Genomic DNA, 26,585 nt, shown 5'->3' with positions numbered 1-26,585 from the left:
GAATGACAATGATAAGAGGAGTTAGGGGAGCTACGACAGTTCTGCACGATGAAGAACAAGAAATTATACAAGCGGTAGAAGCACTTCTAGTTGAAATGATTCAGGAAAATGAGATTCATCCTGAAAAGGTAGCATCGGTTTTCGTTTCAGTTACTGAAGAATTGCAATCAATTTTTCCGTCAAAAGCACTTAGAAATATCGAAGGATGGAAATATGTTCCGGTTGTTTGCATGCAGGAAATACCAGTTAAAGGATCGCTTCCTTTCTGTATTAGAATCATGTTGCATCTTAATACTGATAAAACGCAGCAAGAAATTCAACATGTATACCATGGTGAAGCAGTTGCATTACGACCTGATCTAAAGAATTAAAATAATAGAAGACTAAGAATTTCTATATAAAAAAATGAGGTGTAAGAAAATGAAGTGGAATCAATCAGTATTATCATTAAAACCGTATCAACCAGGAAAATCAACGGATGCAGTAAGAAGAGAGTATGGTCTGGATGAAATTGTGAAGCTTGCTTCCAACGAAAATCCATTTGGCTGTTCAGAACAAGTAAAACAAGCCCTATCAGAATTCGCTTCTTCATTAGCGATATATCCGGATGGTTATGCGACTACACTTCGAGAAGCGGTGGCTAAACACACAGGTGTGAAGGAAACACAGCTTATTTTTGGGAATGGTTCAGATGAAAATATTCAAATCATTTCTCGGAGTTTGTTAAGTGAAGGAAAGAATACAGTTATGGCGACACCTACTTTTTCCCAATACAAGCATAACGCCATTTTGGAACATGCTGAAATTCGCGAAATTCCATTAATTGATGGGGATCATGATTTAGAAGGAATGCTAAATGCTATTGACGAAAATACAGCAGTCGTATGGGTGTGTACACCTAATAACCCGACTGGTACATATATCGGTGAAAAGCAGCTTCGTGAATTTCTTGAGAAAGTTCCAGAAGATGTTCTCGTTGTCCTCGATGAAGCATATGCAGAGTATGTTGTGGCAGAAGATTATCCGCAGACGAATTCATGGCCTACTACATACAAAAACTTAATCGTTTTACGTACTTTTTCAAAGGCGTATGGTTTAGCGAGTATGAGGATTGGCTACGGAATAGCGGATGAAGAAGTGATTCAAAAGCTGGATCCTGCAAGACAGCCATTTAACGCAAACACACTAGGTCAAGCAGCTGCTATTGCCGCTATTTCTGATCAAGACTTTATTGCGCATTGTAGTATTGAAAATCGACAGGGACTTGCCCAATATGTTAGTTTTTGTGAATCTGAAAACTTATTTTATTACCCGTCACAAACGAACTTTATTTTGATTGATTTTAAAGTAGACGCTGATCAACTATTTCAACATTTATTAGAGCGTGGTTATATCGTGCGTTCTGGTAAATTCCTTGGCTTCCCTACTAGCCTAAGAATTACAGTCGGCACTAAGAAACAGAATGAAGGAATGATTGCTGTTCTAAAAGAATTCACGGCACAACAAGCAGCCGTTCTCAGCAAGAATAATTAAGAGAACCATTGAAATGAATGATTATAAAGGTGGGCGCTGTGCCATAACGAAAATGATGGTAAGTGGCTCACCCTTTTTAAAAGATGCTTTTAGAATGGATCGTTAGGATTTTAAAGAATGAAGCAGGTGGCATGAATGAACGGAAATGTATGTGTAATTGGTCTTGGTTTAATAGGTGGATCGCTTTCGATGGCGATTAAACATGAACATCCGGAGGTAAACATTGTAGGGTTTGACCGGGATGATAACAACGCTCATTTGGCAAAAATTCTTGGAATTATTGATGAAATGACTCCATCAATTGAATGGGGTGTACAAGAAGCAGACCTTATTATTCTAGCCGTACCAGTCAATGAAACAGAGCGAATTATCAATGAGTTGGCAAATATGAACTTAAAAAAGGACTGCATCGTGACAGATGCCAGTAGCACAAAAGGCTCAGTTGCAAGAGCGGCAGCAAGCTTACTAGATAAAGGAATTACGTTCATTGGAGGACATCCAATGGCAGGCTCCCATAAAAGTGGTGCTGGTGCTGCTAAGCTTCAATTATTCGAGAATGCTTTTTATTTATTAACCCCAGCAGAGGGAACTCTTAATTCAGACATCGATAGACTTAAAGCATGGTTAAAAGGAACAAAAGCTAACTTCTTACTCGTAACACCGGATAATCATGATTTATTAACGGGTGTCATCAGCCATTTTCCACATATTATTGCTTCAGGGCTCGTCAAACAAGCAGAACATTACAGTATTAAAAATCCGCTCGTCTCGCGTTTGGCAGCAGGGGGATTCCGGGATATCACAAGAATCGCGTCAAGCAGTCCAGAAATGTGGCGGGATATTCTGATTCATAATAAATCAGTATTAGTTGAATTAATGGATAACTGGATCGAAGAAATGGTTCAAGTGAAAGATTTGATCACGTCTGAGGATCGTGACGGTATTTATCGTTTTTTTCAGGAAGCCAAAGAGTTTCGTGATGATCTTCCTGTCCATGGAAAAGGAGCGATACCTGCTTATTACGATTTATATATTGATGTTCCGGATTATCCTGGTGTGATTTCGGAAATTACGGGATATTTTGCAAAAGAAGAGATAAGCATTACCAATATTCGAATTGTCGAGACAAGAGAAGATATATTTGGAGTCTTAGTTGTTAGCTTTCAAACAGATGTAGATCGGACAAAAGCCGCTGCATGTATAAAAAAATATACAAGTTTCGATACCATTCTCGTATAATGTCGGAATAATTATAAAGGAGATCAGTAGATGGCGACACAAACATTACAAACAAACATTGCATCACTAAAAGGAACTTTATCTATACCAGGGGATAAATCCATTTCACATCGTTCGATCATGTTTGGTGCTTTAGCGGAAGGAGTTACCAAAATTGAAAACTTTCTTCCAGGAGCGGATTGTATAAGTACGATTGATTGCTTTTCTAAATTAGGTGTCAGCATTCAGCAGAATGGCGACCGTGTCGAAGTAATCGGTAAGGGTTTTTCAGGGTTAAAAGCACCAAGTGAAGTTCTTGATGTAGGTAATTCTGGTACAACGATTCGGCTTATGCTCGGAATCTTGGCAGGTCAGGCTTTTCAGGCGGAGTTAATTGGCGATGATTCAATTGGGAAACGTCCAATGACACGAGTGGTGAATCCTTTGAAGCAAATGGGAGCGGATATTGAAGGTAGGAATAACGGTGAATTTACACCACTTTCGGTTAATGGAACTGAACTTAAAGGAATTCGGTATGAGCTTCCCGTAGCAAGCGCACAGGTGAAGTCTGCGATCATCTTAGCTGGTCTTCAAGCTAAAGGTACGACAACTATTGTTGAACCTGAAAAAACACGTGACCATACTGAGCGAATGATTGTCCAATTTGGCGGGAAAGTGGAAAGAAAGGGAAATGAAATTAGTGTTGAAGGTGGCCAAAGTTTTCAAGGCACTTCCGTGTATGTTCCTGGAGATATATCTTCAGCAGCCTTTTTCATGGTGGCTGCTGCGATTACACCTAATAGTGAAGTTAAGCTATTAAACGTAGGCTTAAATCCTACCCGTACCGGAATTATTGACGTGTTAGAACGAATGGGTGCAGATATCGAGATTGAACCAGTCCATGAAAAAGGCGAGCCGTACGGTCATATCACAGTACGTTCCTCCAAACTTCATGCCATTACGATTGAAGGAGATTTAATCCCACGTTTAATCGATGAAATTCCTGTTATCGCTCTGTTAGCTGTTAGAGCAGAAGGAACGACCGTCATTAAGGATGCAGCAGAATTGAAAGTGAAAGAAACAAACCGGATTGATACAGTTGCAGATGAGCTAACACGTCTAGGAGCTAAAATCAATCCAACTGAAGACGGCTTAGTCATTACAGGAGGTTCGCCACTACATGGTGGTGAAGTTTCAAGTCATGGAGACCACCGCATTGGTATGATGCTAGCAATTGCAGGATTAGTTGCGAGTGATGAAATAATCCTCACTGATTCAAAGGCGATAGAAGTTTCATATCCTCAGTTTTTTGACCATTTGACAACATTAATAAAATAAGATAATTGTGATGATTCAACCAAATTATCCTTTCGAATGGGGAAGGTCTTAAATTAGGTTGAATCATCATTTTCTGTGGAAAAGGGGCGGGACTTCGCAAAATCAGCTCGGCACCGCCACCGTTATAAGGCGATACAATTTAAGAACCTGAACCCTTTTTATCGTTGGCTTGGGATCAGATGCCAAAGGATGTTTTTTTATAAATGAACATATCTCTTGGTTCCTTTTCATAAGCTGGTCATAAGACAAGGCTAGGGAGGGGTTCTATGTCGAATTATATCATTGATAAAGTAATGGTATGGCAAGACGTCAAAGAAGTCCAATGTAGTGAAAGATGATCAAGTGGATTCTATTCACAACCTTGTCAATCAACTGAAAATGATGAAACAAAATCTGGAAAACTTTATTGTGAGTCCTGTTACAAAGCCAGTCTTAAATGAATCGAAACTACCTACCTCCCAGTCACTGTATGAACAGCATGTGTTAAAAGGTGTTGGGATGATCTTAATTCCTGTAAAAGTTGCTTACGTATATCTCCTCATTCCCTGTCTAGAAGAAATACGAAAACGTTTGAAAGAATCACCACTTGATTATCTACTTGCGATTAAAGTTGCCCAAAATACGATCTCCCCAAAGCTCATGCAACGCTGTATTAAAGAACGTATCCCCGCTGTATTTGTGGAAATTGATTTAGATGAATTAAAACGGCTTCCATGGAGCTGGATTCGCCAATTTTCCTTTCCATATAATTCAATTTTTATCCCTATATTCAGACAAGAAACTGCAAATGACAAAGGGAAGACAATTTGGAATAAGATTATGACTGATGCCAAACTTTCACATAGTAAAGAGTCCCTTATTGAAGGTGCTCCTACCTCTGTTCCAACATTAAAAAAAATTGGTTTGTATCCGATAAAAGGATATTTGCGTAATAATGGAGAATTAAGCTATAACTTATTTTATTCTTCGCACGATACAAGTGACTTCAATGGAATTTCAGAAGCGGAATATGATAAACTGGTTGTCACCGTGTTAAATGGGGAGGTTGTGAGGGCAGGGTCGACACTATCCTTTTCCGATAAAAAAGGATCTGAAATAAAAATCAGAATTCCTGGATTTTTAATATGAAGAAATTGTATGCAGGAGGAAGGTTTTTATAATGAACACAATTGAAAAAGTGCTCAGCAATCTAAAAAAAGGCGAATTAGAAGAAGCATTTCTACATATAAATCGAATAAAATCATCTGAAGCAATTGAAGAGATGCTCCTTTTAGCTGAAGAATTATTACAGCTGGGATTTATGGAGCAAGCAAAGGATTTATACGAACATTTACTTAAGCTCTTCCCTAATGAAGGAGAGCTAATCGTCACACTTGCTGAAATTCTCGTTGATCTGGACCAAGAAGATGAGGCATTCCTGTTGCTTGAAAAAATTAGCATGTCGGATGACATGTATCCAAGCGCTCTGCTCCTTTTAGCGGATTTATATCAAATGCAGGGAATGGATGAGGTCAGTGAGCGAAAGCTTAAACAAGCAAAGGAATTGCTACCAAACGAACCATTGATTGACTTTGCGTTAGCGGAACTGTATTACCAGCAAGGGAAGGATCATGCTGCTGTTGCGAATTATAAAGAGGTACTTAAGCAGCAAAAAGAAATTGGCGGTGTAAGTATTAACCAGCGATTAGCGCAGACCTTAAGTAATTTGGGTGAGTTTGAAGAAGCCATTCCTTTTTTTGAAAAGGCATTGGAAGACAAACTCGAAATCAACACATTATTTGAATATGCATTAACGGCTTACCAAGCAGCCATGTTTGAAACGGCGATTCAAAGGTTTACCGAGCTCAAGGAGTTAGATCCAGAGTATCATTCCCTTTATTTGTATCTTGCGAAGTCTTATGAAAGTCTAGAGCGTCTGGATGAAGCTCTAGAAACGGTAAGGGAGGGGATTCACAAGGATGAATTCAACAAAGAGTTGAATCTTTTTGGGGGTAAAATTGCTTTGAAAAAGGGTCTGACTAATGAGGCAGAATTGTTTTTCAGAGAAGCTCTTGCCATTGATCCGGGCTATTTGGAGGCTACGCTGACATTACTTAAGTTGTTCATGCATGAAGAAAAGTATGAGGAGATCATTGAAACGATTGAAAGTGTTAGGAAATATGGGGAAGATGATCCGCAATTTGAATGGATGCTTGCTGTGAGTCTACAAAAAAGCGAGCGTTACAAAGAAGCATTAGTAAGCTTCCAAAAGGCTTATGCATTTTTTGCGAATAATCAAGATTTTTTAGAAGATTACGGATTCTTTTTAATTGAAGAAGGAGTACTAGCTACCTCTAGAGAAATATTTAATAAGCTTCTCGAACTGGATCCGGCAAATGATGAATATGTGCTGATTTTGGATCGATTAGCTGAAGAATAAAAAAGGGTAAAGGATGCTGATTGATACAATATCTGTACAGAGGAGGGAACTCATGGTGGCAGCCCCTGTATCTGTTAACGAAAAGAAAGACTTTATTCGCTGGTTTTTAAATCATTATCAGTTGAAGCGCAGGGAATGTGTATGGATTTTGAATTATTTAATGAGCCATGATCAGTTAATGAAAAAGGTTCATTTTGTGGAAAGTGCTCAATACTGCCCACGAGGCTTGATTATGTCAACGCATTGTGTGGAAGAGGCACCTTTCCGGTTTTATAAATCCAATATCATGACAACTGACGCAGAGAAGTCGTTTCATGATATCCGCCTTAATCGGGATGAAGACATCTATATCCAATTAAATTTTAAATCGGCCTACTCATCCTACCACTATGCCGCGGTTTTAGAAGAAAATCCATTTATGCCAAAAAGCACAGGGAGTAATGAGAGAGATAAGCTTATGGCAGAGAAGTTTCTAGAAAATTCGTTGGCGACATTCCAGAAAGAGCGGATATTAAAAGCGATCGATAATGCACTTGACCTGAATGATAAAGAAACTTTTTATTCATTAACAAAAGAACTGAATAAGCTGTAAAGCGATGTTTCAATTAAGTTATGTTTATCGTGATGTTGATTTGCTACCTAACGGGGAGACGTGTGAAATCGCGGTATTGCACCAATTAGTTTAAAATCATTATCAATTATGGATAACATAGCCTTCAATTAAAACGAAAAAGGTTGTCTAAGGATCAGACCTCACACTCTATACACCGTTTATTGCGTCATATACACGCATATAGACGAGGTATAGTAGCTGTGGCGTCTGGTCCTTTTTTTATGAGACAACCATATTTTTTAATTTCTGCGAAAACGCTACAAATAACTTTACAGATTTTAAATCTAGTTCAAATGAGATTTCGATCGCGCCATCTACTAAACATGATAATAGTTTAATTTGTACAAATAGAATTAGGTGTTATTAAGCCAAATTTGTATCTGATACTAATTAATGAATATTTTGTTAAAATGAAGGATTACTGGTAATGATATATGAAACAAGACTTAATCATGATAAAATGTTAGGAGATGATTGATAACTGCAAGGAGTGAGTAAATTGAAGTGGAATTATAAGGAAGTTGGGTTGTATCAAGAGTCGAAGGAATATGTGGATAGTCTAATCATTCCAATGAATCCGATTTCATTCGGAGTACAGATGAAACATTTTTCGTCCATGCATGAATTTATGGGAATATTAACGATGGAAGTCGAGAAGCAATTAAAAGGAAGACTCCTGTTAATGCCGGAGTTAACGTACTGGTCAGAAGGTCAGGACAAAGCAGATCTCATAGAAATATGGAAAATAAAATTGGCGGAAACTGATTTCAAGCACGTTTTTTGGATTACATCTGACAGTGAGTGGAAAAGATATGAAGATGAGCTTCCAGGTTCACTCCTATGGATTCCTTCTATTAGGCTTGAACATTTAGAAGAAGGACAAGCAAGGCAGATGATGAACGATCAAGTACATCAAATGCTCGATATGCTTACGCAAAGCTGGAATAAATAGCATTGGATACACAGGCAATATACCACAATATTGCCATCATTTAGGACCGACATATATTGACCTTGACGGAATATTGAGATATCATTGTAATGTCCTAGTTTTATAGTGTTGCTATTTATTGGTTAATTGGTTCAGAATAGTAATAGAGGGGGGGAAAAGCATGAGTAAGCGTAATGTTTCACGACGTCAGTTCCTTAATTACACTCTTACAGGTGTAGGCGGTTTCATGGCTGCAGGAATATTAATGCCAATGGTTCGATTCGCGGTTGATCCAGTGTTGAAAGCAAGTGCATCAGGAGGATTTATCCCAACGAGTCAGAAAGTTTCGGAATTGACAGCGGAACCAATCCGAGTTGATTACACATTTGATCAAATCGATGGTTGGTACGAGTCCCAAGTGACGAATACGGCATGGGTATATAAAGCAGATGATGGTAAAATCGTTGCTCTATCACCTGTGTGTAAGCACTTAGGATGTACTGTTGCTTGGAATACAGACAAAGAACATCCAGAACAATTTTTCTGCCCTTGCCACAATGGTAGATACACAAAAAATGGGGTAAACGTACCAGGAACTCCACCGATCAAACCGCTAGATGTTTATGAAACGCAAGAAAAAGACGGAATTCTTTATTTAGGGTTACTAAAACCGCATGAGGGGGCGTAATCATTGTTAAACAAGATTTATGATTGGGTTGACGAACGTTTAGACATTGCGCCCATATGGCGGGATATTGCTGACCATGAGGTTCCTGAACACGTAAACCCTGCACACCATTTTTCAGCATTTGTTTATTGTTTTGGGGGCTTAACCTTCTTCATTACAGTCATCCAAATTCTTTCAGGTATGTTCTTAACCATGTATTATGTACCTGATATCGTGAATGCATGGGAGTCTGTTTACTACTTACAAAACGAAGTGGCATTTGGACAAATTGTACGAGGTATGCATCACTGGGGAGCAAGTCTAGTTATTGTGATGATGTTCTTACATACTCTTCGGGTTTTCTTTCAGGGAGCTTATAAAAAACCGCGTGAGCTTAACTGGGTTGTTGGAGTACTAATTTTCTTTGTCATGTTAGCTTTAGGTTTGACAGGTTATTTATTACCATGGGATATGAAAGCGGTTTTTGCTACAAAAGTTACATTAACAATCGCTGACTCTGTTCCATTGATTGGTCCAGCTATTAAAACATTAATTGCTGGAGATCCGACGATTGTTGGAGCACAGACGTTAACTCGTTTCTTTGCGATACATGTCTTCTTCTTACCAGCTGCACTATTAGGGTTAATCGCAGCTCACTTTATAATGATCAGAAAACAAGGAATTTCAGGACCGTTGTAAGAAACCCAGAAGCGCTTTAGAAATCTAGTTTGTACAACTGGACAAGCTTCCGGCTCAAATGCGTAGACTGCATTTACAGGACATAGAAATATTTTTATTCAATAACCTAAATAATAACCTTTTCATAAAGGAGGGGGATTGTTCAATGCATCGTGGAAAAGGTATGAAATTCGTAGGTGATTCTCGAATCTCAGCGAATAGTAAACCGTTTATTCCGAAAGACTATTCGGAATACCCAGGTAAAACTGAAGCATTTTGGCCGAATTTCTTATTGAAAGAATGGTTGGTTGGAGCCGTATTCCTTGTTGGTTTTCTTTGCTTAACGGCAGCGCATCCGTCGCCGCTTGAAAGAATTGCCGACCCGACAGATACTGCATATATTCCACTTCCTGACTGGTATTTCTTATTTCTTTACCAGTTACTGAAGTATACGTATGCTTCAGGTCCATTTAATATTGTAGGTTCAATAATTATTCCTACACTTGCATTTGGGGGATTGTTACTTGCGCCGTTTCTTGATCGTGGTCCAGAACGCCGTCCTACGAAACGTCCATTCGCAACTGGCTTTATGCTATTAGCTATCGCAGGGGTTGTGTTCTTGACTTGGCAATCTGTTTATTACCATGACTGGGATAAAGCAGCTACACAAGGGAAGATTGTTGAAGGGGTAGCGATTGATAAAGAGGCTGATGGCTACAAAGCCCTTGAAGCAAATACTTGTCTTTCTTGCCATGGTGCTGAATTGACAGGGGGAGCTGGTCCAGCTCTTATCGATACTGGGCATACTGCTGATGAGATTAAAGACATTGCCAAAAATGGTACTGGTGGAATGCCTGCTGGTATTTTTAAAGGTTCTGATGAAGAACTAGAAGCTCTTGCTGATTTTCTTGTGAATTTATCAGCGAAATAATGTGTGAAGAAAGAGGATATCCCATAAGTAAGGGTCAGACCCTTTGGGACATCCTCTTTTTTGTCATTTCATTTACATGAATAACTTGAAAGAAAGAGGTATATATATGAATCTGATCTATCCGATTCTTGCAAATAAGAAGTTTATCATGATGTTGCTAGTGATTAATATATTCGGAACATTGTATGGTTACATTTGGTATGGAAGCCAACTTGCTGTTACTCCTACCATTTTTCTCCCATTCGTTCCGGATAGCCCAACTGCATCTTTGTTTTTTGTATTTGTTTTACTTGCCTTTCTATTGAAAAAGAGTTGGGGACTAATGGAAGCACTTGCGATCATGACCCTTTTTAAATATGGAATGTGGGCAGTGGTGATGAATGTATTGACATTATATACGACAGGAGAACTTGCTTGGCAAGGATATATGCTGATAGCTTCTCACTTAGGAATGGCGATTCAAGGAATCTTGTATTCACCATTTTATCGAATTAAGCCATGGCATTTTATTGTCGCAGGAATTTGGACTTTACATAATGACGTGATTGATTATGTTTTTGATATGATGCCGGTTTATCGAGATTTACTTGTACATATGAATGAAATAGGCTATTTTACATTTTGGCTCAGCTTGCTTTCGATATTTATTGCCTACTATTTTGGGTATAGAGAAAAAAGATTTACATTATCCCTTTGAAATTTTTGTGAAACGGTGGTCTACTCCATCTTCCATTCTCATATTGATTAATAGAGAAATAAGGAGGGACAAGGAGTATGGTGAAAAAAATCCTGGTGCTTGCACTGCTGCTAGTAATCACCGTTTCTTTTTATCAAGTTCGTGCTGAGCCTACTGAAAGTATGGGGCAGTTGGATTCCATCTCCGACGAAGCACTAAGACTTGTAGAAATGAAACGATATAAAGAAACAGAGAAGATTCTTCAAAAATTTTCAGCACGTTATCTGCTTTCATCAAAAGAAAAAGAGCTTTTTAGCATGGCTGAATTAAGAGTTGTTACTGCTGCTTATGATGATGCACTGGAAGTCGTTCAAACCTTAGAAAAAACAGATTCTGAAAAAATAAATGCTGTGACGAAGTTTCGATTAGTACTGGATGCCGTCAATTCGAATAACCAGCCATTGTGGATGGCTTTAGAAGATCCAATCATGGAAGCCTTTAATGAAGCAAAAGAAGCAGTTAAAGCAGGGGATTCAGAAGGATTCAATGATCGGTTGAATGATTTGTTATCACAGTACAATCTCATATATCCAAGTTTAAAAGTTTCAGTGCCATCTGAGAAGCTTCAACAGCTTGATGCTCGTGTAACTTATATGGATCAATATCGTCCGGTTATGTTAATGATGGAGTCAAACGAACAGGAATGGGATGCATTGGAACAGGATTTAAAGTCTATATTTGATGAGCCCCATGAGGATGAAGCAGATCCATCATTATGGTGGGTAATTATTTCAACAGGAAGCATTATTATCCTGACATTATCTTATGTAGGCTGGAGAAAATACAAAGGCAATGAGAAGGCAGAAAAGTCACGGAAAGATCACAATGTTTGACAGAGATGATCGCTACTTTTACAATTGAAATAATCATTCTTTTAGGAGGAAACAATGTTTTTACTTTACTTTGCGATTATCATCTTAGTCCCGCTATTCGCTCAAATGAAAGTGAAAAGCGCCTACAAAAAATATTCTAAAGTGCCTGCTTCATCAAGAATGTCGGGTGCAGAGGCGGCAAGAAGAATTCTAGATTCAAATGGTTTGTATCATGTTACGGTAGAAGAAACTCGAGGGGTTCTTAGTGATCACTATGATCCACGATCTAAAACAGTTCGCTTATCCTCAGATAATTATCACGGTCATTCTGTGGCAGGAGTTGCCATTGCGGCCCATGAGGTAGGTCATGCTATTCAGGATCAACAGAATTACTCACCGCTTCGTTTACGTCACACATTAGTACCAGTGGCCAATATTGGTTCGAATTTTTCATGGATCTTGATCATTATCGGTATGATAGCCCATATGAGTAATTTTGTCTTACTTGGCATTATTTTCATGGCGGCAGCTGTTGTATTCCAACTTGTGACGCTCCCGGTAGAATTTAATGCTTCATCTCGTGCAATGAACCAGGTGGTTACTCTAGGTGTTATTCGTAACGATGAAGAGCGTGAGACGAAAAAAGTATTGAACGCAGCAGCATTAACATATGTCGCGGCAGCCCTTGTAGCTGTACTTGAATTACTCCGTTTAGTTTTAATATACACGGGTATGACTAGAAGTGACGATTAGAAAAAAAGCAGCTCCTTAGGATCTGCTTTTTTTCATTGTTAAGCGTAATTATACGCAATTATTTTTGTGGATCACTTAATTAGTCTGTCTGAATCCGCCGAAAGCTTCTTACCCATTGTAGTATGGTTCCACTTGATGATTAAGTTAATGAATGATTAGATGAAAATACTGATTTTGAAGTGAGGACATATTTTTAGAGAGTTTTACAGATGCTCCACCTTCATCCATAGAATGACTACTGTTAAATTTGGATTGGGAATTTTGATATCGGCGAGTGGATCAGTGGGTATATTTACCGTTCGATTGGATTTTTATTCTCATCTAATGTAAACCCTTCTCCAAGTACATCGTGAACTTCACTGACAGATACGAAAGCATGTGGATCTACAGAAGTGATAATGTTCTTTAAACGGACAATTTCCGTTTTTCCAACGACACAGTATAGCACTTCCCGATCTTCCTTTGTAAATGAACCATACCCCTTTAGAACGGTAATTCCCCGTTCCATTTCCTTCATAATTTTTTTTGCAATTGCTTCGTTATTGCGACTAATGATCATCGCGCCACGCGCAGAATATGCGCCTTCCTGCATGAAGTCAATAACGCGAGCAGCGATAAAGACTGCAACGAGCGTGTACATTGCTTCACGATATTCAAGATAGGTAATAATGGAAATTAAGATAACGACCGCATCAAATAAAAACATCGTTCTACCCATATTATGCCCCCAATATCGATTGGCAAGCCTTGCGATAATATCAACGCCTCCAGTTGTACCTCCATAACGAAAGATGATACCGAGTCCTACACCGATAAAAACCCCTGCAAATAAAGCAACAAGCATTAAGTCATTTCCGAGAGTTAATTTAATTTCATTTCGTTCAAAAATCCAAAGCCAAAAGGAAACGCCAACTGTCCCGATAATGGTATATAGAAACGTGGTTCGACCAAGGAACTTCCAGCCGATGAAAAATAAAGGAATATTTAGAATAAGGTTCGTATAAGCTGGGTTAATTCCAGCTAATTGATATATAATCAAGGTAAGGCCAGTGAAACCGCCTTCTGCTAAGTGGTTTTGCATATTAAAGTGTACAAGACCAAAACCAAAAATAGCTGCGCCAAATAAAATGAACAAAATATTTTTAAATCTCAAACCGTATATCAAGCGTTTGACCTCCAATATCAATTATAATAAAGTGAAACTTCCATTAGCGGTGACCTTACGCTAATGGTTAGTCTCATTCTAGTGTCGCTAAATCGCAAGCTACCGCTTCGATAAAGAGACACTACGAACTAAGGTTCAATGAAATTAACAGACTAAGCGCGTCCTGCGGCAACGTCTGTGTGACCCACTTCCTGTGGGCGCAAACTTACCTTTTGAAAACCACAAAGGTAAGTTTCGCTGTACCTCACTAATCGGGGGGTTACAGGCTGTTTTTCAAAAGCTAGCAATTTTAATCTTTCGCAAGAGTATATTTGATGATAATTAATACAGTCTGTTAAACCGGGATAAAGTGAACCCCACTTAGGTGGCATCTTAAAGTCTATGAAATCAGGGTAAACCAGAATGTTCTTTATTATATCGAATTCTAATACTAGTTACAAACAATGGAAAATCAAGTGGGAATCCAACCAGTAGGGGGTTTACTGCCTGTTAATGCGGGATAAACGAAAATCTTGTCATATAAGTGATTTTTGGCTAACATGGGGAAGAGATTCACTATAGAGGTTGTACAAAAAGTTCAGGGAAATTCACCGCAGAAAGAAATTTTTTTCCTTGTGCGGTCATAACTAAAGTTGATGTTTAGGACAAAAACGTGTTATATGCTCCACTACTGTCCTCTTTGACTACAGTTTCTTGTCCTTTTTTAGCCTCCTCTTATAGCACAGATTAATCTAAACTAGTTAGAAAGGTTGAGGGAATGGAACAGAAAAAAAATATGCAAGATCTTCAAAATGAAGTAGATCAATACATAAGTCAATTTAAGGAAGGCTATTTTAGTCCTTTAGCCATGCTTGCGAGAATGACCGAGGAACTAGGCGAGCTTTCTCGAGAAGTCAATCATTATTATGGTGAAAAGCCTAAGAAAACGACTGAAAAGGAAAATACAGTTGAAGAAGAATTGGGAGATCTCCTATTTGTCATCATTTGCTTTGCTAATTCTTTGAATATTGATTTAGCAAAAGCTCATGATCTTGTCATGCATAAATTTAAAACACGTGACAAAGACAGATGGACAAAAATTGATGAAGAGAAAAAAGGAGAATAAAGGCTATGGAAACAACTCGAATCATTGTGGCAGGACCTCGTGGAAGAATGGGAAGTGAAGCAGTCAAGCTTGTTTTAGAAACGGCGGGTTTTGAATTAGTGGCAGTCATTGACCGTAAACATGATGGGGATAATTTAGGGAATCTTGACGGGTTCCAGGGAATCGATGCACCGATATATTCAGATATTGAGAAATGTTTTTCCTCAGTCAAAGCGGATGTATTAATCGATTTAACTACACCTGAAGTTGGGATGTTACATACGGTTACTGCTTTAAACCATGGGATTCGTCCGGTAGTTGGGACGACTGGTTTTAGTACAGAAGATTTAGCTGAATTGGAAGACCTAACAACTGAAAAAGGCTTAGGTTGTATTATTGCTCCGAACTTTGCGGTAGGTGCAGTATTGATGATGAAATTTTCCCAAATGGCTGCTAAATATTTCTCAGACGTGGAAATTATTGAAATGCATCATGACAAAAAGCTTGATGCCCCGTCAGGTACAGGCGTAAAAACAGCGGAGATGATCAAAGCAGTTCGTGAACCCAAAGTACAAGGTCACCCTGAAGAAAAGGAAACGATGCAAGGGGCTCGTGGTGCGAATATAGATGGCATGCGTGTACATAGCGTGCGCTTACCAGGGTTGATTGCTCATCAACAAGTGATGTTCGGCGAAAAAGGTCAAATGCTGACCATTCGTCATGACTCATTCGATCGCGTATCCTTCATGTCTGGTGTTAAGCTTGCAGTGGATTCTGTTATGAAACTGGATGTGCTTGTTTATGGCTTAGAGAATATTATTGAATAAAAGAGGGGGAGAATACCGATGAAAATTGCATTAATTGCCCATGATAATAAGAAAGAAGATATGATTCGATTTACAACGGCGTATAGAGACATTTTGGAGCAACATGAATTGTTTGCAACTGGTACAACTGGTAGAAGAATTAACCAGGAGGTATCTCTTCCGGTTCATTGCTTTAACTCGGGACCGCTTGGGGGCGATCAAGAAATTGGCGCACTTGTATCACGTAATGAAATGGATATGATTCTATTCTTTCGTGATCCACTAACTTCTCAGCCACACGAACCTGATGTGAATGCCTTAATCAGACTTTGTGATGTATATCAGGTACCACTGGCAACGAATATGGGTACTGCAGAAGTAATTATTAGAGGTCTAAAACATGGCTATTTAGACTGGAGAAAACTAGACAAAACAAAAGGTGAGTAAAATGGAAAAGAAAATAGATATATTAGCTTTTGGTGCCCATGCAGATGATGTTGAAATTGGCATGGGAGCCACGCTTGCTAAATTCGCAAAGCTAGGGAAAAAGATTGTCATTTGCGACTTAACAAAAGCGGAATTGTCTTCAAATGGGACAGTAGAGTTACGTCAACAAGAAGCGAAAAATGCAGCAAAAATCCTTGGTGTTAAGCGAATTTCGCTAGACCTCCCAGATCGAGGTTTACAGTTGAAAGAAGAATACATACAAGAAATTACAAGTATTATCCGCAAATATCGACCAAGTTTGGTATTTGCGCCTTATCGAGAAGACCGTCATCCTGACCACGGCAATTGTGCACAACTAGTAGAGGAAGCTGCTTTTTCAGCAGGTATCAGAAAATATATGGAAGAATCAGGTCAGACTGCCCATAAGATTGCTTCTCTTTATTTTTATATGATTAATGGCTTTCATAAGCCCGATTTTGTCGTTGATGTAACGGAAACGATGGATACAAAGCTTGAGAGTTTACGGACATATGCAAGTCAATTCCAACAGACGGATACCGCTATTGAGACGCCGCTTGTAAATGGGTATATCGAAACGGTGGAGGCAAGAGAGCGTCTCTTTGGAAAAGAAGTAGGCGTTACGTATGCGGAAGGATTTCTCTCGAAAAAACCATTATTACTTTCACAAGACCTAATAGGAGGATAACATGAAGTTGAAAATTGGTATTACATGTTACCCAACAGTCGGTGGGTCTGGAGTCGTAGCTACTGAACTTGGCAAACTCCTTGCTGAGAAAGGCCATGAAATTCATTTCATTTCATCGAGTCTTCCTTTCCGGTTAAATAGAATGTATCACAATATTTATTATCATCAAGTTGAAGTGAATTCATATTCCGTTTTTCAATATCCACCTTATGATTTAGCTTTGGCAAGCAAGATGGCAGAAGTCATTACGCGAGAAAAATTAGATATTTTACACGTCCATTATGCGATACCTCATGCTGTATGTGCGATACTTGCCAAACAAATGGCGTGTCATGATGTGAAGATTGTCACAACATTGCATGGAACAGACATAACCGTATTAGGGAATGACCCGTCCTTAACGGAGCTAATTAAATTCGGAATTGAAAAATCGGATGTAGTAACGGCTGTATCGAACTCATTAGCGTTACAAACAAACGAATTACTAGCTCCAGATAAAGAAATAAGCACAGTTTACAATTTTATTGATGAACGAGTGTACCGTAAAACGGATTCTTCTAATCTCCGTCATGAATATGAAATAAGAGATTACGAAAAAGTAATCATCCATGTGTCCAATTTCAGGGCAGTAAAACGGGTAAAGGATGTTGTTCAAGCATTTGCTCTAATTAGAAAACAAATCTCCGCCAAGCTAATGCTTGTAGGGGATGGTCCTGAAATATCAGAAATCACCAAATTGATTAACCGTTTGGGACTAGATGCTGATGTTCTCTTGCTTGGGAAGCAAGATAATCTTAACGAATTGTATTCAATCAGCGATCTCAACCTTTTACTTTCAGAAAAAGAGAGCTTTGGACTTGTTCTACTTGAAGGTATGGCTTGTGGTGTTCCTGCCATCGGAACGAATGTAGGTGGCATTCCTGAAGTAATTGTTGATGGAGAAACTGGATTTATATGTCATGTAGGTGATATTGAAGCGATTGCGGAGAAAGCGGTTTTACTTTTACAAGATGGCCAGCTTCACAATCAATTTAGCAGAGCCGGAATCATGGCAGTCGAAACGAAATTCCATTCCAATACGATCACTAAACAATATGAAGCGATTTACAGAAAACTGTTAAATCGGTAGGGGTGACAATCAACTTTGGATCAATTATTTACAGAGGCGATTCCAGTTATCGCGGCTATAGAAGAAGCTGGATATGAAGCCTATTTTGTTGGAGGATCTGTCCGCGATTCGCTAACAGGAAGATTGAGTAATGATGTGGATATAGCCACCTCTGCCACTCCTGACGAAGTAAAAGCTATTTTCCCAAAAACAGTAGATGTAGGAATTGCGCACGGTACGATTCTTGTCTTGCATGAATCAGGAAATTACGAAGTGACGACCTTTAGAACAGAAAGCGGATATTCTGATTTCCGCCGACCTGACGAGGTGAACTTTGTCCGTTCATTAAGAGAGGATTTACAACGACGAGATTTTACGATGAATGCGATCGCGATGGACCGTAAAGGAAAATTAATCGACCCTTTTGGTGGTAAAGAAGCGATTCAAAAAAAGGAAATTGTAACGGTCGGGAATCCTGATGAACGGTTTACTGAAGATGGGCTTAGGATGATGAGAGCAATCCGATTTGTAAGTCAGCTTAGCTTTAAATTAAATCTTGATACATATGCATCATTAAAGAAACATGTCCATCTAATGGAACATATTTCAGTGGAACGGATTCTTGTTGAATTTGAAAAGCTATTATTAGGTGTGGAGCGAAAGAAAAGCATGGAGTTGGTCGTAGATTCTTACTTGTATGACTATCTGCCAGGATTTAAATCTTATAAAAGTCAATTAGAGCGAGTTGGGACGTACTCTATCGAGGAGCTTAAAAATATAGAAGAATTATGGGGATTCCTACTCGTTCTATTAGACATAGAAAACATAGAGTCGTTTTTAAGAAACTGGAAAATGCCAATGAAAAATATTCGTTTTATTCAATCTGTCGTCAGACTGGTAAAACAAGATCCCTCTTTTCTGCAAGATAAGTTCCTTCTTTTTAAAGAGGGTGAAAAAGCGGCCGTATCGGCAGCTTCAGTAAGAGCTGTTCTGGAAAATACAAATGTACAAAATGCGATAAATACTGTGAAAGAAACGTATAAGAACCTAATAATTAAATCAATGTCTGAGCTTGCTTTGACAGGACATGATCTACTCGCTTGGACATCTGACCGGAAACCGGGACCATGGGTGAAGGAAGCTATGGATGGTGCTTTGCAAGTGGTACTGACGGGGAAAGTGGCTAACGACAAAGTAGCAATAAAGGAGTGGCTTAACACGTGCAATCTGATGTGAGGAAAAAAATAATTGATGCTTTCTCAAATGCATTTGGTAGCTTTGTTTCTGGCCAAGAAATTGCTGATTATGTCGGTTGTTCTCGGACAGCTGTGTGGAAGCATATCGAGGAATTGAGAAATGAAGGCTACGTACTTGAAGCAATTCGGAATAAAGGATACCGAATCATTTCTGCACCTGGAAATGTAACGAGCAACGAAATTCAAATTGGCTTGCAAACAACTACATTTGGCCAAAACATTCATTATGAAGAGAGCGTCGATTCTACTCAAAAAATCGCTAATCGCCTTGCGAACGGGGGTGCAGCCGAAGGGACGATCGTGATTGCTGAAGAACAAACCTTAGGGAAAGGCCGATTATCTCGCAATTGGCATTCGCCAAAATTTACTGGAATCTGGATGAGCTTGATTCTAAGGCCAAAAATCCCTTTTCATGAAGCTCCACAATTGACCTTGCTTGCGGCAGTTGCAGTGGCTCAAGCGATCGAGGATGTCACCGATCTCTCGCCAGAGATCAAATGGCCGAATGATTTATTGATTAAAGGGAAAAAGATGACGGGAATATTAACAGAGCTTCAGGCGGAATCTGATCGTATTCATTCTGTCATTGTTGGCATCGGAGTAAATGTAAATCAGAAGCTCAGTGATTTTCCTGAGGAACTACAGAATACTGCGACATCTTTGTTTATTGAATCAGGAAAAAGTATCTCGCGATCAACTTTAATTCAGCAAATCCTTCGTAATATGGAAAAACTGTATTCTACATATTTGAAACATGGATTTAACCCAGTGAAACTTCTATGGGAAAGCTATGCAGTTTCACTTGGGAAAGAACTAAAAGCGACAACTGTGAATGAAACGATTATTGGTAAAGCACTTGGTATTACTGATAGTGGTGTTTTGCTTTTAGAAGATAAAACGGGAAAAGTTCACCATATTTATTCAGCAGATATTACGATTCCGCAAAAATAGGCGTAATAATATTACTATAGAATATACATTATAAAGTTGGTATAATGCTTATGGGCAGTATCATTCGAACTGCACCTGCACGGCCATTTAAATTCAACAAACTAAAATTTCTGCCTTGATCCAGTAGTGGACGGGGACGGAGGGATGAATCTTCTGATAAATTTAAAGAGACGAACTTTTATATAGGGAAAACTGCCATATGCAAAGTTGGCTGGACAATGGGTCCTATTTCCTTTAAAGCTCGTCTCTTTTTTGTTATATGCCTATCAAGAAAGATTATTCATCTCCTCTAATAAAAGGAGGATATTTGAATGAAACTTTCCGGACAGTTTCTGAAAATGAAAAAAAATGATAAGAAAATTGTCATGCTTACTGCGTATGATTATCCAAGCGCAAAGCTTGCAGAACATGCTGATGTTGACATGATTCTTGTAGGGGACTCCCTCGGCATGGTTGTTCTAGGTTATGAATCGACGCTCCGAGTAACAGTTGATGATATGATTCATCATACAAAAGCAGTGAAACGCGGAGCACCTAATACGTTTGTTGTTACCGACATGCCATTCATGAGCTATCATCTTTCATTGGACGAAACACTTAAAACCGCTGCACGCATGATTCAAGAAGGGCGTGCTGATGCTTTAAAACTTGAAGGGGCAGGCCAAGTAACTGAAAAGATTGCTGCCTTAACAAAGGCTGGAGTTCCAGTTATTGCTCACTTAGGATTAACACCACAGTCAGTAGGGGTACTTGGAGGCTATAAGGTTCAAGGGAAAAGTGCAAATGCCGCCGAGCAGCTATTAGATGAAGCAAAGCAATGTGAAGCTTGTGGTGCGATAGCTGTTGTACTTGAATGTGTGCCATATCAAGTAGCAGAAATGATTACCCAACACCTTAGCATTCCAACAATCGGTATTGGTGCTGGGAAAGATGTAGATGGTCAAGTACTTGTCTATCATGACGTCGTGAATTATGGCGTCGATCGCGTGGCTAAATTTGTCAAAACATATGCAAATGCTAATGAATTAATAAGCGAAGCCTTATCAAAATACGTAAGTGAAGTAAGAGAACAGCAATTCCCTGCATTAGAGCATAGTTTTACGATGAAAGAAGAAGAAGTAGCTGCGTTATACGGGGGTAAAGCATGAAAATCCTTACAATAGCAAAAGAGATACAGCAACAAATAGCTGAAGAAAAAAAGAATGGCAAATCGATAGGGTACGTCCCCACAATGGGGTTTTTACATGAAGGTCATGTAAGTTTACTGAAAAAAGCACGTCAAGAAAATGACATCGTTGTTTTAACAATCTTTGTAAACCCGCTTCAATTCGGACCAAACGAAGATTTTGAGAGCTATCCTCGTGACATTGAACATGATGAAAAAGTCGCACAATCGGCTTTAGTCGACTATTTATTTTATCCATCCATTAAAGAAATGTACCCGGATGAAGTGTCCGTAAAAGTAACCGTTCAAAGTAGAACGGATGTGCTTTGCGGGAGAAAAAGACCAGGTCATTTTGACGGAGTAGCAACTGTCCTAACGAAGTTTTTCAATATGATTAACCCGGATAAGGTATATTTTGGCATGAAAGATGCTCAGCAAGTGGCTGTTGTGGATGGGTTAATTACAGATTTTAATTTCGATATTGAAATGGTCCCAGTCGAAACGATTCGTGAAGAAGACGGGTTGGCAAAAAGTTCGCGGAATGTTTATTTACTTAAAGAAGAGCGTGCCTGTGCTCATGAATTGTATAAAGGTTTGAATCTTGCACGAGAAGCAGCACAACATGGTGAAGACAATCCAGAAAAATTAGTTTCACTCCTTTCAAATCATATTATGAACTATACAAATGGAAACATCGACTATATTGAAGTATATTCTTATCCTGAACTAAGGCCAATCGAAAAAGTGACAGGAAACGTCATTATTGCTTTGGCTGTCCAGTTTACAACTGCTAGATTAATTGATAATGTAACATTTTCGGTTCATGAATGAAACGAACTAACTAGGAGGAGCTTGCATGTTTCGCACAATGATGAATGGGAAGATACACAGAGCTACTGTGACAGAGGCTAATTTAAACTATGTTGGTAGTATAACAATAGATGAGGACATTCTTGATGCAGTCGGAATTCTCCCTAATGAGAAAGTAGCCATTGTTAATAATAATAATGGTGCAAGGCTTGAAACGTATACCATTGCTGGTAAAAGAGGTAGCGGTGTTGTTTGCTTAAACGGAGCAGCAGCAAGACTTGTACAGCCTGGGGATATTGTTATTATTATTTCGTATGTCATGATTGCTGAAGAATCTGTTCGTATTCATAAGCCTAAGGTGGCAATTATGAATGAAAACAATGAAATTATTGAAATGATTTCTTATGAACCAGAGGCAACTATTTATTAAATGAACAGAATTTCGCTAACCTAAAAAGTTTCACTTAATCCTATAAAGCTGCTCATCATTGAAAAGGTAATTCCTTATAAGGAACGACAATTTCTCTATATGAGTGGCTTTTTCTTTAGTTAATTTAGAATCACGTTCATTTTCCTTATTGGATTAAATGTGGTATAAACAAGAAAGAACAACAAACGAACATACTTGTGTGAATGGGATTTAGAGGTGTTTTAATTAATGGCGCAACGCTATGTAGTAGTCGATTTAGAAACAACAGGAAATTCTCCGAAAAAAGGGGAGCGTATTATTCAATTCGCAGCAGTTGTGATTGAAGAAGATCAAATCATCGCTGAATATTCTACCTTTATCCATCCTGAGCAGGATATCTCGATGTTTATAGAAGAACTTACAGGTATTGACAATGATATGGTGAAAGAGGCACCTCTGTTTGAAGAAGTGGCCGAGCGTATTTCGGCTTTGTTAAAGGACGCTGTCTTTGTAGCGCATAATGTATTATTTGATTTGAATTTTTTAAAAGAAGAGTTAGAACGCTGTGGAATGGAAGCTTTCTACGGCTCTACAATTGATACTGTCGAACTTGCTAAAATCATGAAACCAACTTCTGATGGATATAAATTAAATCAGCTTGCTAAGCAAGAGAAGCTTGATCACTCTAGGCCACATCGAGCTGATAGTGATGCATATGTCACGGCCCAGCTTTTTCTTGAACTGAAAAAGAAACTTTATCAGCTGCCACTGCTAACTATGAAACAGTTATACCGACTTTCATACTCTTTGAAAAGTGAAATTTCGGAGCTCATTCAAGAATGTATAGCAGAAAAGCTTTCTCAGCCAAGTGATTACGATGCAACGATTGAAGCATTCCAGGGCTTAGCTTTTAAGAAAATGAGCAGAGATTATGCTCAGAATACGTGGAAAACGGAGTATCCGAGTGATAGCCAAGCGAAATTAAAGCTGATTCGTGAATCATTACCCCAATTTGAAAGCAGAGAAGGGCAGCTTGAGATGATGGATCGGGTATATGATTCGTTTGAAAATGAACATCATACGATTATTGAAGCTGGAACAGGCATTGGTAAGAGCTTAGCTTATTTACTACCAGCTGCCTATTTTTCCGTGAAACAAGGAAAGCCCGTGGTTATCTCGACGTATACGCTTCAGCTTCAAGAACAGCTGCTTCAGTCTGAAGTGCCAAAATTAAAGGGGATCCTCCACTTTCCGTTTTCTGTCGTGCTATTGAAAGGGCGAAGTAATTATCTTAGTCTTGCAAAGTTTGAGAGAGCTATTAGGGAAAAAGAAGACAACTATGAAACCGCACTTACGAAAATGCAAATACTAGTTTGGTTAACAGAAACAGAAACGGGAGACAAGGATGAATTAAATTTAACGAGTGGAGGAGAGTTATTCTGGGAGAGGCTTCAAAGCAATTCATTTACTAAAACGGGATTACAAAAGCCTTGGCAAGCTGTCGATTTTTATGAAAGAGCCAAAGCTGTAGCGCTAAAAGCAGATATCATTATTACAAACCATGCGTTTTTAATGGCTGATTTAGTATCACCTGATCGTTTGATTCCGAGAGACGGTTTCTTAATTCTCGATGAAGCACATCATCTTGAACGTGCTGCAAGCAAGCATCTTGGGCGAAGACTCGATTATGTTTCGGCAAAAACCCTTTTAAATCGATTAGGCCATTCTGATCAAAAACAATTGTTATTTCGATTGGAGAAACTACTGCATCAATATTCGCTTACTCCTGTGACAAAGTCAGCAAATATTGACCGTACATTACTTGATTTTTTCTATGAATTTGACCAATTATTTTTTCAATTAGGGGCACTTGCGAATAAACAAGGAAGGTCTAGTGGTCCAAAGCAGATATCCATTCGCTTAATTGATGAACAATGGAAAATGACGACAATGCTTGCCGAAAGATTGGTCGATCAGCTCCAGGTGATTCTGTCTGGATTAGACGACAGAATTTCTTTACTAAGTAGTGTTGAAACTTTAAGTAAAAATGCCCAGTTTTATTTGAATGATTTTGAACTGATGCGTTATCAAATCAATGAGCTTAAGAAAACTCTCGCAGATTTTTTTGTCACACAAAATACCGATTTTATCTATTGGATGGACTATACAAAAGCCAATCCACAACAAGGGATATCTTTAGCTTCACAGCCGATTACAGGAAGCAAGTTGTTATGGAATACATTTTTTTCGAGACAAAAAAGTATTATTATGACATCGGCAACTCTTTCTGTTAAAAGTTCGTTTCAGTTCTTTATGAATCAGCTCGGGATGCAGGATGTTCCAGTAAAAACATTTAGCTATTCTTCGCCATTTTGCTATCATAAACAAGTTCGAATACTTGTACCAAAGAACATTCCAGATATTCAAAGCGTCGCACAAGAAGAATTCGTCCTTCACGCAGCTGAACATATTATTCTCGCTGCTGAAGCTGCAAAAGGGAGGATGATGATTTTATTTACCTCTCATGAGATGTTAAGAGCTACCTATTATTTACTTAAAGAATCTCAAATGTTGCAAGAGTATACGCTATTTGGACAAGGGATAACGAGTGGCAGTAAAACCCGGCTTCTGAAAAACTTTCAAAGCTTTGACAAAGCGATCCTGTTAGGTACGACTAGTTTCTGGGAAGGGGTGGACGTACCTGGGGAGGACCTTTCTTGTCTGGTTATTGTTAGGTTGCCATTTTCACCTCCTGATGATCCAATTACGGAAGCGAGATGCAACGTAATTAGAAATCATGGCAAGAATCCATTCTCACTCTATTCACTTCCGGAGGCAATATTGAGATTCCGACAAGGATTTGGCCGATTAATTCGTACAAGCACAGATAGAGGTGTGCTCATCGTTCTTGATCGAAGAATCATGACAACTGTATACGGAGAGGCCTTTAGGCAAGCCATTCCTTCAGTTAATTGGTTGCAAGTTTCAAAAAATGAACTAGTTAATGCAATTGAGGAATGGATTTAAACGACTTGCTATAAATGGAATGTTCATGATGCAACAGTGCACTAAAACGTCATGTATTAACGAGCCGGGAGACTTATTTAAAAGGGGAAAACCGGCTTACTTAAGGTGGCAGAGTGTAGCCAAAAACTATTAGAATTTTAGTTTACCTTTCAATTTATTTGATCATGCTGTTTACGTTCACAAAGCTCAGTCCGCTGTTGTTTCATACAAACGAATAAATTCTAAGAATAGCAAAAAAATTGATATGGAAATTCGAAACAAACTGGTATAATGTGAGAAGAAGTCATACACATAAAGCCTTGTTATTCCAAGGATTTATGAGAAAATTTGTTATTAAGGGGGTGCTTGAAAATGGAAAGCAAAATAGAAGTGATTTCAACCGTAAAATTGCAGCATTCCCCAGATTTATATAAAATTGTCGATTCTCTAAACCGTAATTTAAAGGAAAGAAATTTAATGTTTGGGCTTGCGCTGGATTCAGAGAATCAGGAAAAAGCGATATTCACGATTTATCGTACATAGAAAGAGTGACTGTATTTGAAAAAATGGCTGATTATATCTTCTGTTTTTATACTTTGTTTAATCGGCTTTGTGTCGGGGGCGTACATTAAAGCGATGGGGCCGAGGCAAGAAGCATCTGACATCGCTTATGCAAAGGCTCGGCAGGAGAGTGACCTAGTTACACTTGATGAATTTTATCTTTATCATGGACTCGAATCTTATTCTGTTGTTATCGGAAAGACCGCGGCTGGCGAGAAACTAGTTGTTTGGATTCCTGAGAACAAAGATTTAGATATAGTAACAGCTCAATATAAAAATGGTAAGACAAAGAAAGAAATCACGCAGATTGCCAAGGAACGATCAAAATCAAAGAAGATTATTTCAGTAAAACTAGGGATGGAAAACAATGTTCCACTTTGGGAAGTAACTTCTCTGGACGCTACAAAACATTATAATTATGAATATTATGATTTTAAGACAGGCGAAATGATTGATTACTATCGAGGTATTTAGACAGAAAA

28 protein-coding genes are annotated in these 26,585 nt (G+C 38.7%); 27 read left to right on the top strand and 1 reads right to left on the bottom strand.

The genetic code is table 11. The features are described 5' to 3' along the window. Positions 1-8: 8 nt before the first annotated feature. The 14 genes from aroH to JNUCC23_RS13265 all read left to right on the top strand — a co-directional run bounded on the left by aroH (position 9) and on the right by JNUCC23_RS13265 (position 12,629). Positions 9-371, top strand: coding sequence for a chorismate mutase (gene aroH / locus JNUCC23_RS13330; protein WP_454216067.1), 363 nt, complete (start codon positions 9-11; stop codon positions 369-371). 49 nt (positions 372-420) lie between these two features. Then, on the top strand, positions 421-1,533 hold the full coding sequence (gene hisC, locus JNUCC23_RS13325; RefSeq protein WP_454211879.1) for a histidinol-phosphate transaminase: 1,113 nt from the start codon (positions 421-423) through the stop codon (positions 1,531-1,533). A 135-nt stretch (positions 1,534-1,668) separates the two neighbouring features. After that, a complete protein-coding gene (locus JNUCC23_RS13320; protein WP_403070597.1) occupies positions 1,669-2,772 on the top strand; it encodes a prephenate dehydrogenase in 1,104 nt (367 codons plus the stop codon). A 30-nt stretch (positions 2,773-2,802) separates the two neighbouring features. Next, complete coding sequence (gene aroA / locus JNUCC23_RS13315) at positions 2,803-4,089, top strand: 3-phosphoshikimate 1-carboxyvinyltransferase (RefSeq protein ID WP_454211877.1); 1,287 nt, start codon at positions 2,803-2,805, stop codon at positions 4,087-4,089. Positions 4,090-4,416: 327 nt separating this feature from the next. Continuing rightward, the gene (locus tag JNUCC23_RS13310) at positions 4,417-5,217 is read left to right on the top strand and encodes a hypothetical protein (RefSeq protein ID WP_454211875.1); all 801 of its coding nucleotides are present in this window, start codon (positions 4,417-4,419) and stop codon (positions 5,215-5,217) included. Positions 5,218-5,248: 31 nt separating this feature from the next. Beyond that, complete coding sequence (locus tag JNUCC23_RS13305) at positions 5,249-6,508, top strand: tetratricopeptide repeat protein (protein ID WP_454211873.1); 1,260 nt, start codon at positions 5,249-5,251, stop codon at positions 6,506-6,508. Positions 6,509-6,563: 55 nt separating this feature from the next. Continuing rightward, positions 6,564-7,100, top strand: coding sequence for a ReoY family proteolytic degradation factor (locus tag JNUCC23_RS13300; RefSeq protein ID WP_082675101.1), 537 nt, complete (start codon positions 6,564-6,566; stop codon positions 7,098-7,100). 520 nt (positions 7,101-7,620) lie between these two features. Beyond that, the gene (locus tag JNUCC23_RS13295) at positions 7,621-8,073 is read left to right on the top strand and encodes a YpiF family protein (RefSeq protein WP_062178643.1); all 453 of its coding nucleotides are present in this window, start codon (positions 7,621-7,623) and stop codon (positions 8,071-8,073) included. Between the two features lie 160 nt (positions 8,074-8,233). Beyond that, positions 8,234-8,740: a QcrA and Rieske domain-containing protein gene (locus tag JNUCC23_RS13290; protein ID WP_062178646.1), complete on the top strand. Its 507-nt coding sequence runs from the start codon at positions 8,234-8,236 to the stop codon at positions 8,738-8,740. 3 nt (positions 8,741-8,743) lie between these two features. Then, positions 8,744-9,418, top strand: coding sequence for a menaquinol-cytochrome c reductase cytochrome b subunit (gene qcrB, locus JNUCC23_RS13285; protein ID WP_062178649.1), 675 nt, complete (start codon positions 8,744-8,746; stop codon positions 9,416-9,418). Between the two features lie 145 nt (positions 9,419-9,563). Beyond that, positions 9,564-10,328 (top strand): menaquinol-cytochrome c reductase cytochrome b/c subunit, encoded by a 765-nt coding sequence (locus tag JNUCC23_RS13280; RefSeq protein ID WP_062178651.1) that lies wholly within the window; start codon positions 9,564-9,566, stop codon positions 10,326-10,328. Positions 10,329-10,434: 106 nt separating this feature from the next. Further along, positions 10,435-11,025: a DUF1405 domain-containing protein gene (locus JNUCC23_RS13275; protein ID WP_062178654.1), complete on the top strand. Its 591-nt coding sequence runs from the start codon at positions 10,435-10,437 to the stop codon at positions 11,023-11,025. 77 nt (positions 11,026-11,102) lie between these two features. Then, positions 11,103-11,897, top strand: coding sequence for a sporulation protein YpjB (gene ypjB / locus JNUCC23_RS13270; RefSeq protein ID WP_454211870.1), 795 nt, complete (start codon positions 11,103-11,105; stop codon positions 11,895-11,897). Between the two features lie 54 nt (positions 11,898-11,951). Continuing rightward, positions 11,952-12,629 (top strand): zinc metallopeptidase, encoded by a 678-nt coding sequence (locus JNUCC23_RS13265; protein WP_062178660.1) that lies wholly within the window; start codon positions 11,952-11,954, stop codon positions 12,627-12,629. Positions 12,630-12,921: 292 nt separating this feature from the next. On the opposite strand, the gene JNUCC23_RS13260 is transcribed toward JNUCC23_RS13265, so the two are convergent. Further along, entirely contained in the window at positions 12,922-13,794 is an 873-nt protein-coding gene (locus JNUCC23_RS13260) for a YitT family protein (RefSeq protein ID WP_403070618.1), read from the bottom strand. Positions 13,795-14,551: 757 nt separating this feature from the next. Here JNUCC23_RS13260 and JNUCC23_RS13255 point away from each other — a divergent pair. The 13 genes from JNUCC23_RS13255 to JNUCC23_RS13195 all read left to right on the top strand — a co-directional run bounded on the left by JNUCC23_RS13255 (position 14,552) and on the right by JNUCC23_RS13195 (position 26,577). Continuing rightward, positions 14,552-14,899 (top strand): nucleotide pyrophosphohydrolase, encoded by a 348-nt coding sequence (locus tag JNUCC23_RS13255; protein WP_062178666.1) that lies wholly within the window; start codon positions 14,552-14,554, stop codon positions 14,897-14,899. A gap of 5 nt (positions 14,900-14,904) precedes the next feature. Next, positions 14,905-15,705: a 4-hydroxy-tetrahydrodipicolinate reductase gene (gene dapB / locus JNUCC23_RS13250; protein ID WP_454211867.1), complete on the top strand. Its 801-nt coding sequence runs from the start codon at positions 14,905-14,907 to the stop codon at positions 15,703-15,705. An 18-nt stretch (positions 15,706-15,723) separates the two neighbouring features. Next, positions 15,724-16,131, top strand: a complete 408-nt coding sequence (locus JNUCC23_RS13245; RefSeq protein ID WP_403070623.1) for a methylglyoxal synthase — start codon at positions 15,724-15,726, stop codon at positions 16,129-16,131. A gap of 1 nt (position 16,132) precedes the next feature. After that, positions 16,133-16,837 (top strand): bacillithiol biosynthesis deacetylase BshB1, encoded by a 705-nt coding sequence (gene bshB1, locus JNUCC23_RS13240; protein ID WP_454211865.1) that lies wholly within the window; start codon positions 16,133-16,135, stop codon positions 16,835-16,837. A gap of 1 nt (position 16,838) precedes the next feature. Then, positions 16,839-17,966: an N-acetyl-alpha-D-glucosaminyl L-malate synthase BshA gene (bshA, locus tag JNUCC23_RS13235; protein ID WP_454211863.1), complete on the top strand. Its 1,128-nt coding sequence runs from the start codon at positions 16,839-16,841 to the stop codon at positions 17,964-17,966. A 15-nt stretch (positions 17,967-17,981) separates the two neighbouring features. Then, entirely contained in the window at positions 17,982-19,181 is a 1,200-nt protein-coding gene (locus JNUCC23_RS13230; protein WP_454211861.1) for a CCA tRNA nucleotidyltransferase, read from the top strand. Beyond that, on the top strand, positions 19,166-20,152 hold the full coding sequence (locus JNUCC23_RS13225) for a biotin--[acetyl-CoA-carboxylase] ligase (protein ID WP_454211859.1): 987 nt from the start codon (positions 19,166-19,168) through the stop codon (positions 20,150-20,152). The genes JNUCC23_RS13230 and JNUCC23_RS13225 overlap by 16 nt, the downstream gene beginning before the upstream one ends. Positions 20,153-20,463: 311 nt before the next feature. Then, positions 20,464-21,300, top strand: coding sequence for a 3-methyl-2-oxobutanoate hydroxymethyltransferase (panB, locus tag JNUCC23_RS13220; protein ID WP_454211857.1), 837 nt, complete (start codon positions 20,464-20,466; stop codon positions 21,298-21,300). Next, complete coding sequence (panC, locus tag JNUCC23_RS13215) at positions 21,297-22,148, top strand: pantoate--beta-alanine ligase (protein ID WP_403070641.1); 852 nt, start codon at positions 21,297-21,299, stop codon at positions 22,146-22,148. Before panB ends, panC begins: the two co-directional genes overlap by 4 nt. Positions 22,149-22,173: 25 nt before the next feature. Then, a complete protein-coding gene (gene panD, locus JNUCC23_RS13210; protein ID WP_403070644.1) occupies positions 22,174-22,557 on the top strand; it encodes an aspartate 1-decarboxylase in 384 nt (127 codons plus the stop codon). A gap of 228 nt (positions 22,558-22,785) precedes the next feature. Beyond that, the gene (gene dinG, locus JNUCC23_RS13205) at positions 22,786-25,563 is read left to right on the top strand and encodes an ATP-dependent DNA helicase DinG (protein ID WP_454211855.1); all 2,778 of its coding nucleotides are present in this window, start codon (positions 22,786-22,788) and stop codon (positions 25,561-25,563) included. 351 nt (positions 25,564-25,914) lie between these two features. Further along, positions 25,915-26,085: a YpmA family protein gene (locus tag JNUCC23_RS13200; RefSeq protein WP_082191123.1), complete on the top strand. Its 171-nt coding sequence runs from the start codon at positions 25,915-25,917 to the stop codon at positions 26,083-26,085. Between the two features lie 15 nt (positions 26,086-26,100). Continuing rightward, positions 26,101-26,577, top strand: a complete 477-nt coding sequence (locus tag JNUCC23_RS13195) for a cell wall elongation regulator TseB-like domain-containing protein (protein ID WP_062178693.1) — start codon at positions 26,101-26,103, stop codon at positions 26,575-26,577. Positions 26,578-26,585: the final 8 nt, after the last annotated feature.

It is taken from the genome of Peribacillus sp. JNUCC 23, from assembly GCF_053653995.1.
This window is presented reverse-complemented; position numbering and strand designations above follow the sequence as displayed.

Excerpts from the sequence above, each read along its gene's own strand:
- panC (WP_403070641.1), top strand. The coding sequence starts at position 21,297 with ATGAAAATCCTTACAATAGCAAAAGAGATACAGCAACAAATAGCTGAA.
- JNUCC23_RS13265 (WP_062178660.1), top strand. The coding sequence starts at position 11,952 with ATGTTTTTACTTTACTTTGCGATTATCATCTTAGTCCCGCTATTCGCT.
- bshB1 (WP_454211865.1), top strand. The coding sequence starts at position 16,133 with ATGGAAAAGAAAATAGATATATTAGCTTTTGGTGCCCATGCAGATGAT.
- dinG (WP_454211855.1), top strand. The coding sequence starts at position 22,786 with ATGGCGCAACGCTATGTAGTAGTCGATTTAGAAACAACAGGAAATTCT.
- JNUCC23_RS13290 (WP_062178646.1), top strand. The coding sequence starts at position 8,234 with ATGAGTAAGCGTAATGTTTCACGACGTCAGTTCCTTAATTACACTCTT.
- JNUCC23_RS13305 (WP_454211873.1), top strand. The coding sequence starts at position 5,249 with ATGAACACAATTGAAAAAGTGCTCAGCAATCTAAAAAAAGGCGAATTA.
- hisC (WP_454211879.1), top strand. The coding sequence starts at position 421 with ATGAAGTGGAATCAATCAGTATTATCATTAAAACCGTATCAACCAGGA.
- JNUCC23_RS13320 (WP_403070597.1), top strand. The coding sequence starts at position 1,669 with ATGAACGGAAATGTATGTGTAATTGGTCTTGGTTTAATAGGTGGATCG.
- bshA (WP_454211863.1), top strand. The coding sequence starts at position 16,839 with ATGAAGTTGAAAATTGGTATTACATGTTACCCAACAGTCGGTGGGTCT.
- JNUCC23_RS13275 (WP_062178654.1), top strand. The coding sequence starts at position 10,435 with ATGAATCTGATCTATCCGATTCTTGCAAATAAGAAGTTTATCATGATG.
- aroA (WP_454211877.1), top strand. The coding sequence starts at position 2,803 with ATGGCGACACAAACATTACAAACAAACATTGCATCACTAAAAGGAACT.
- panD (WP_403070644.1), top strand. The coding sequence starts at position 22,174 with ATGTTTCGCACAATGATGAATGGGAAGATACACAGAGCTACTGTGACA.
- JNUCC23_RS13245 (WP_403070623.1), top strand. The coding sequence starts at position 15,724 with ATGAAAATTGCATTAATTGCCCATGATAATAAGAAAGAAGATATGATT.
- aroH (WP_454216067.1), top strand. The coding sequence starts at position 9 with ATGATAAGAGGAGTTAGGGGAGCTACGACAGTTCTGCACGATGAAGAA.
- JNUCC23_RS13280 (WP_062178651.1), top strand. The coding sequence starts at position 9,564 with ATGCATCGTGGAAAAGGTATGAAATTCGTAGGTGATTCTCGAATCTCA.
- dapB (WP_454211867.1), top strand. The coding sequence starts at position 14,905 with ATGGAAACAACTCGAATCATTGTGGCAGGACCTCGTGGAAGAATGGGA.
- JNUCC23_RS13200 (WP_082191123.1), top strand. The coding sequence starts at position 25,915 with ATGGAAAGCAAAATAGAAGTGATTTCAACCGTAAAATTGCAGCATTCC.
- JNUCC23_RS13255 (WP_062178666.1), top strand. The coding sequence starts at position 14,552 with ATGGAACAGAAAAAAAATATGCAAGATCTTCAAAATGAAGTAGATCAA.
- ypjB (WP_454211870.1), top strand. The coding sequence starts at position 11,103 with ATGGTGAAAAAAATCCTGGTGCTTGCACTGCTGCTAGTAATCACCGTT.
- panB (WP_454211857.1), top strand. The coding sequence starts at position 20,464 with ATGAAACTTTCCGGACAGTTTCTGAAAATGAAAAAAAATGATAAGAAA.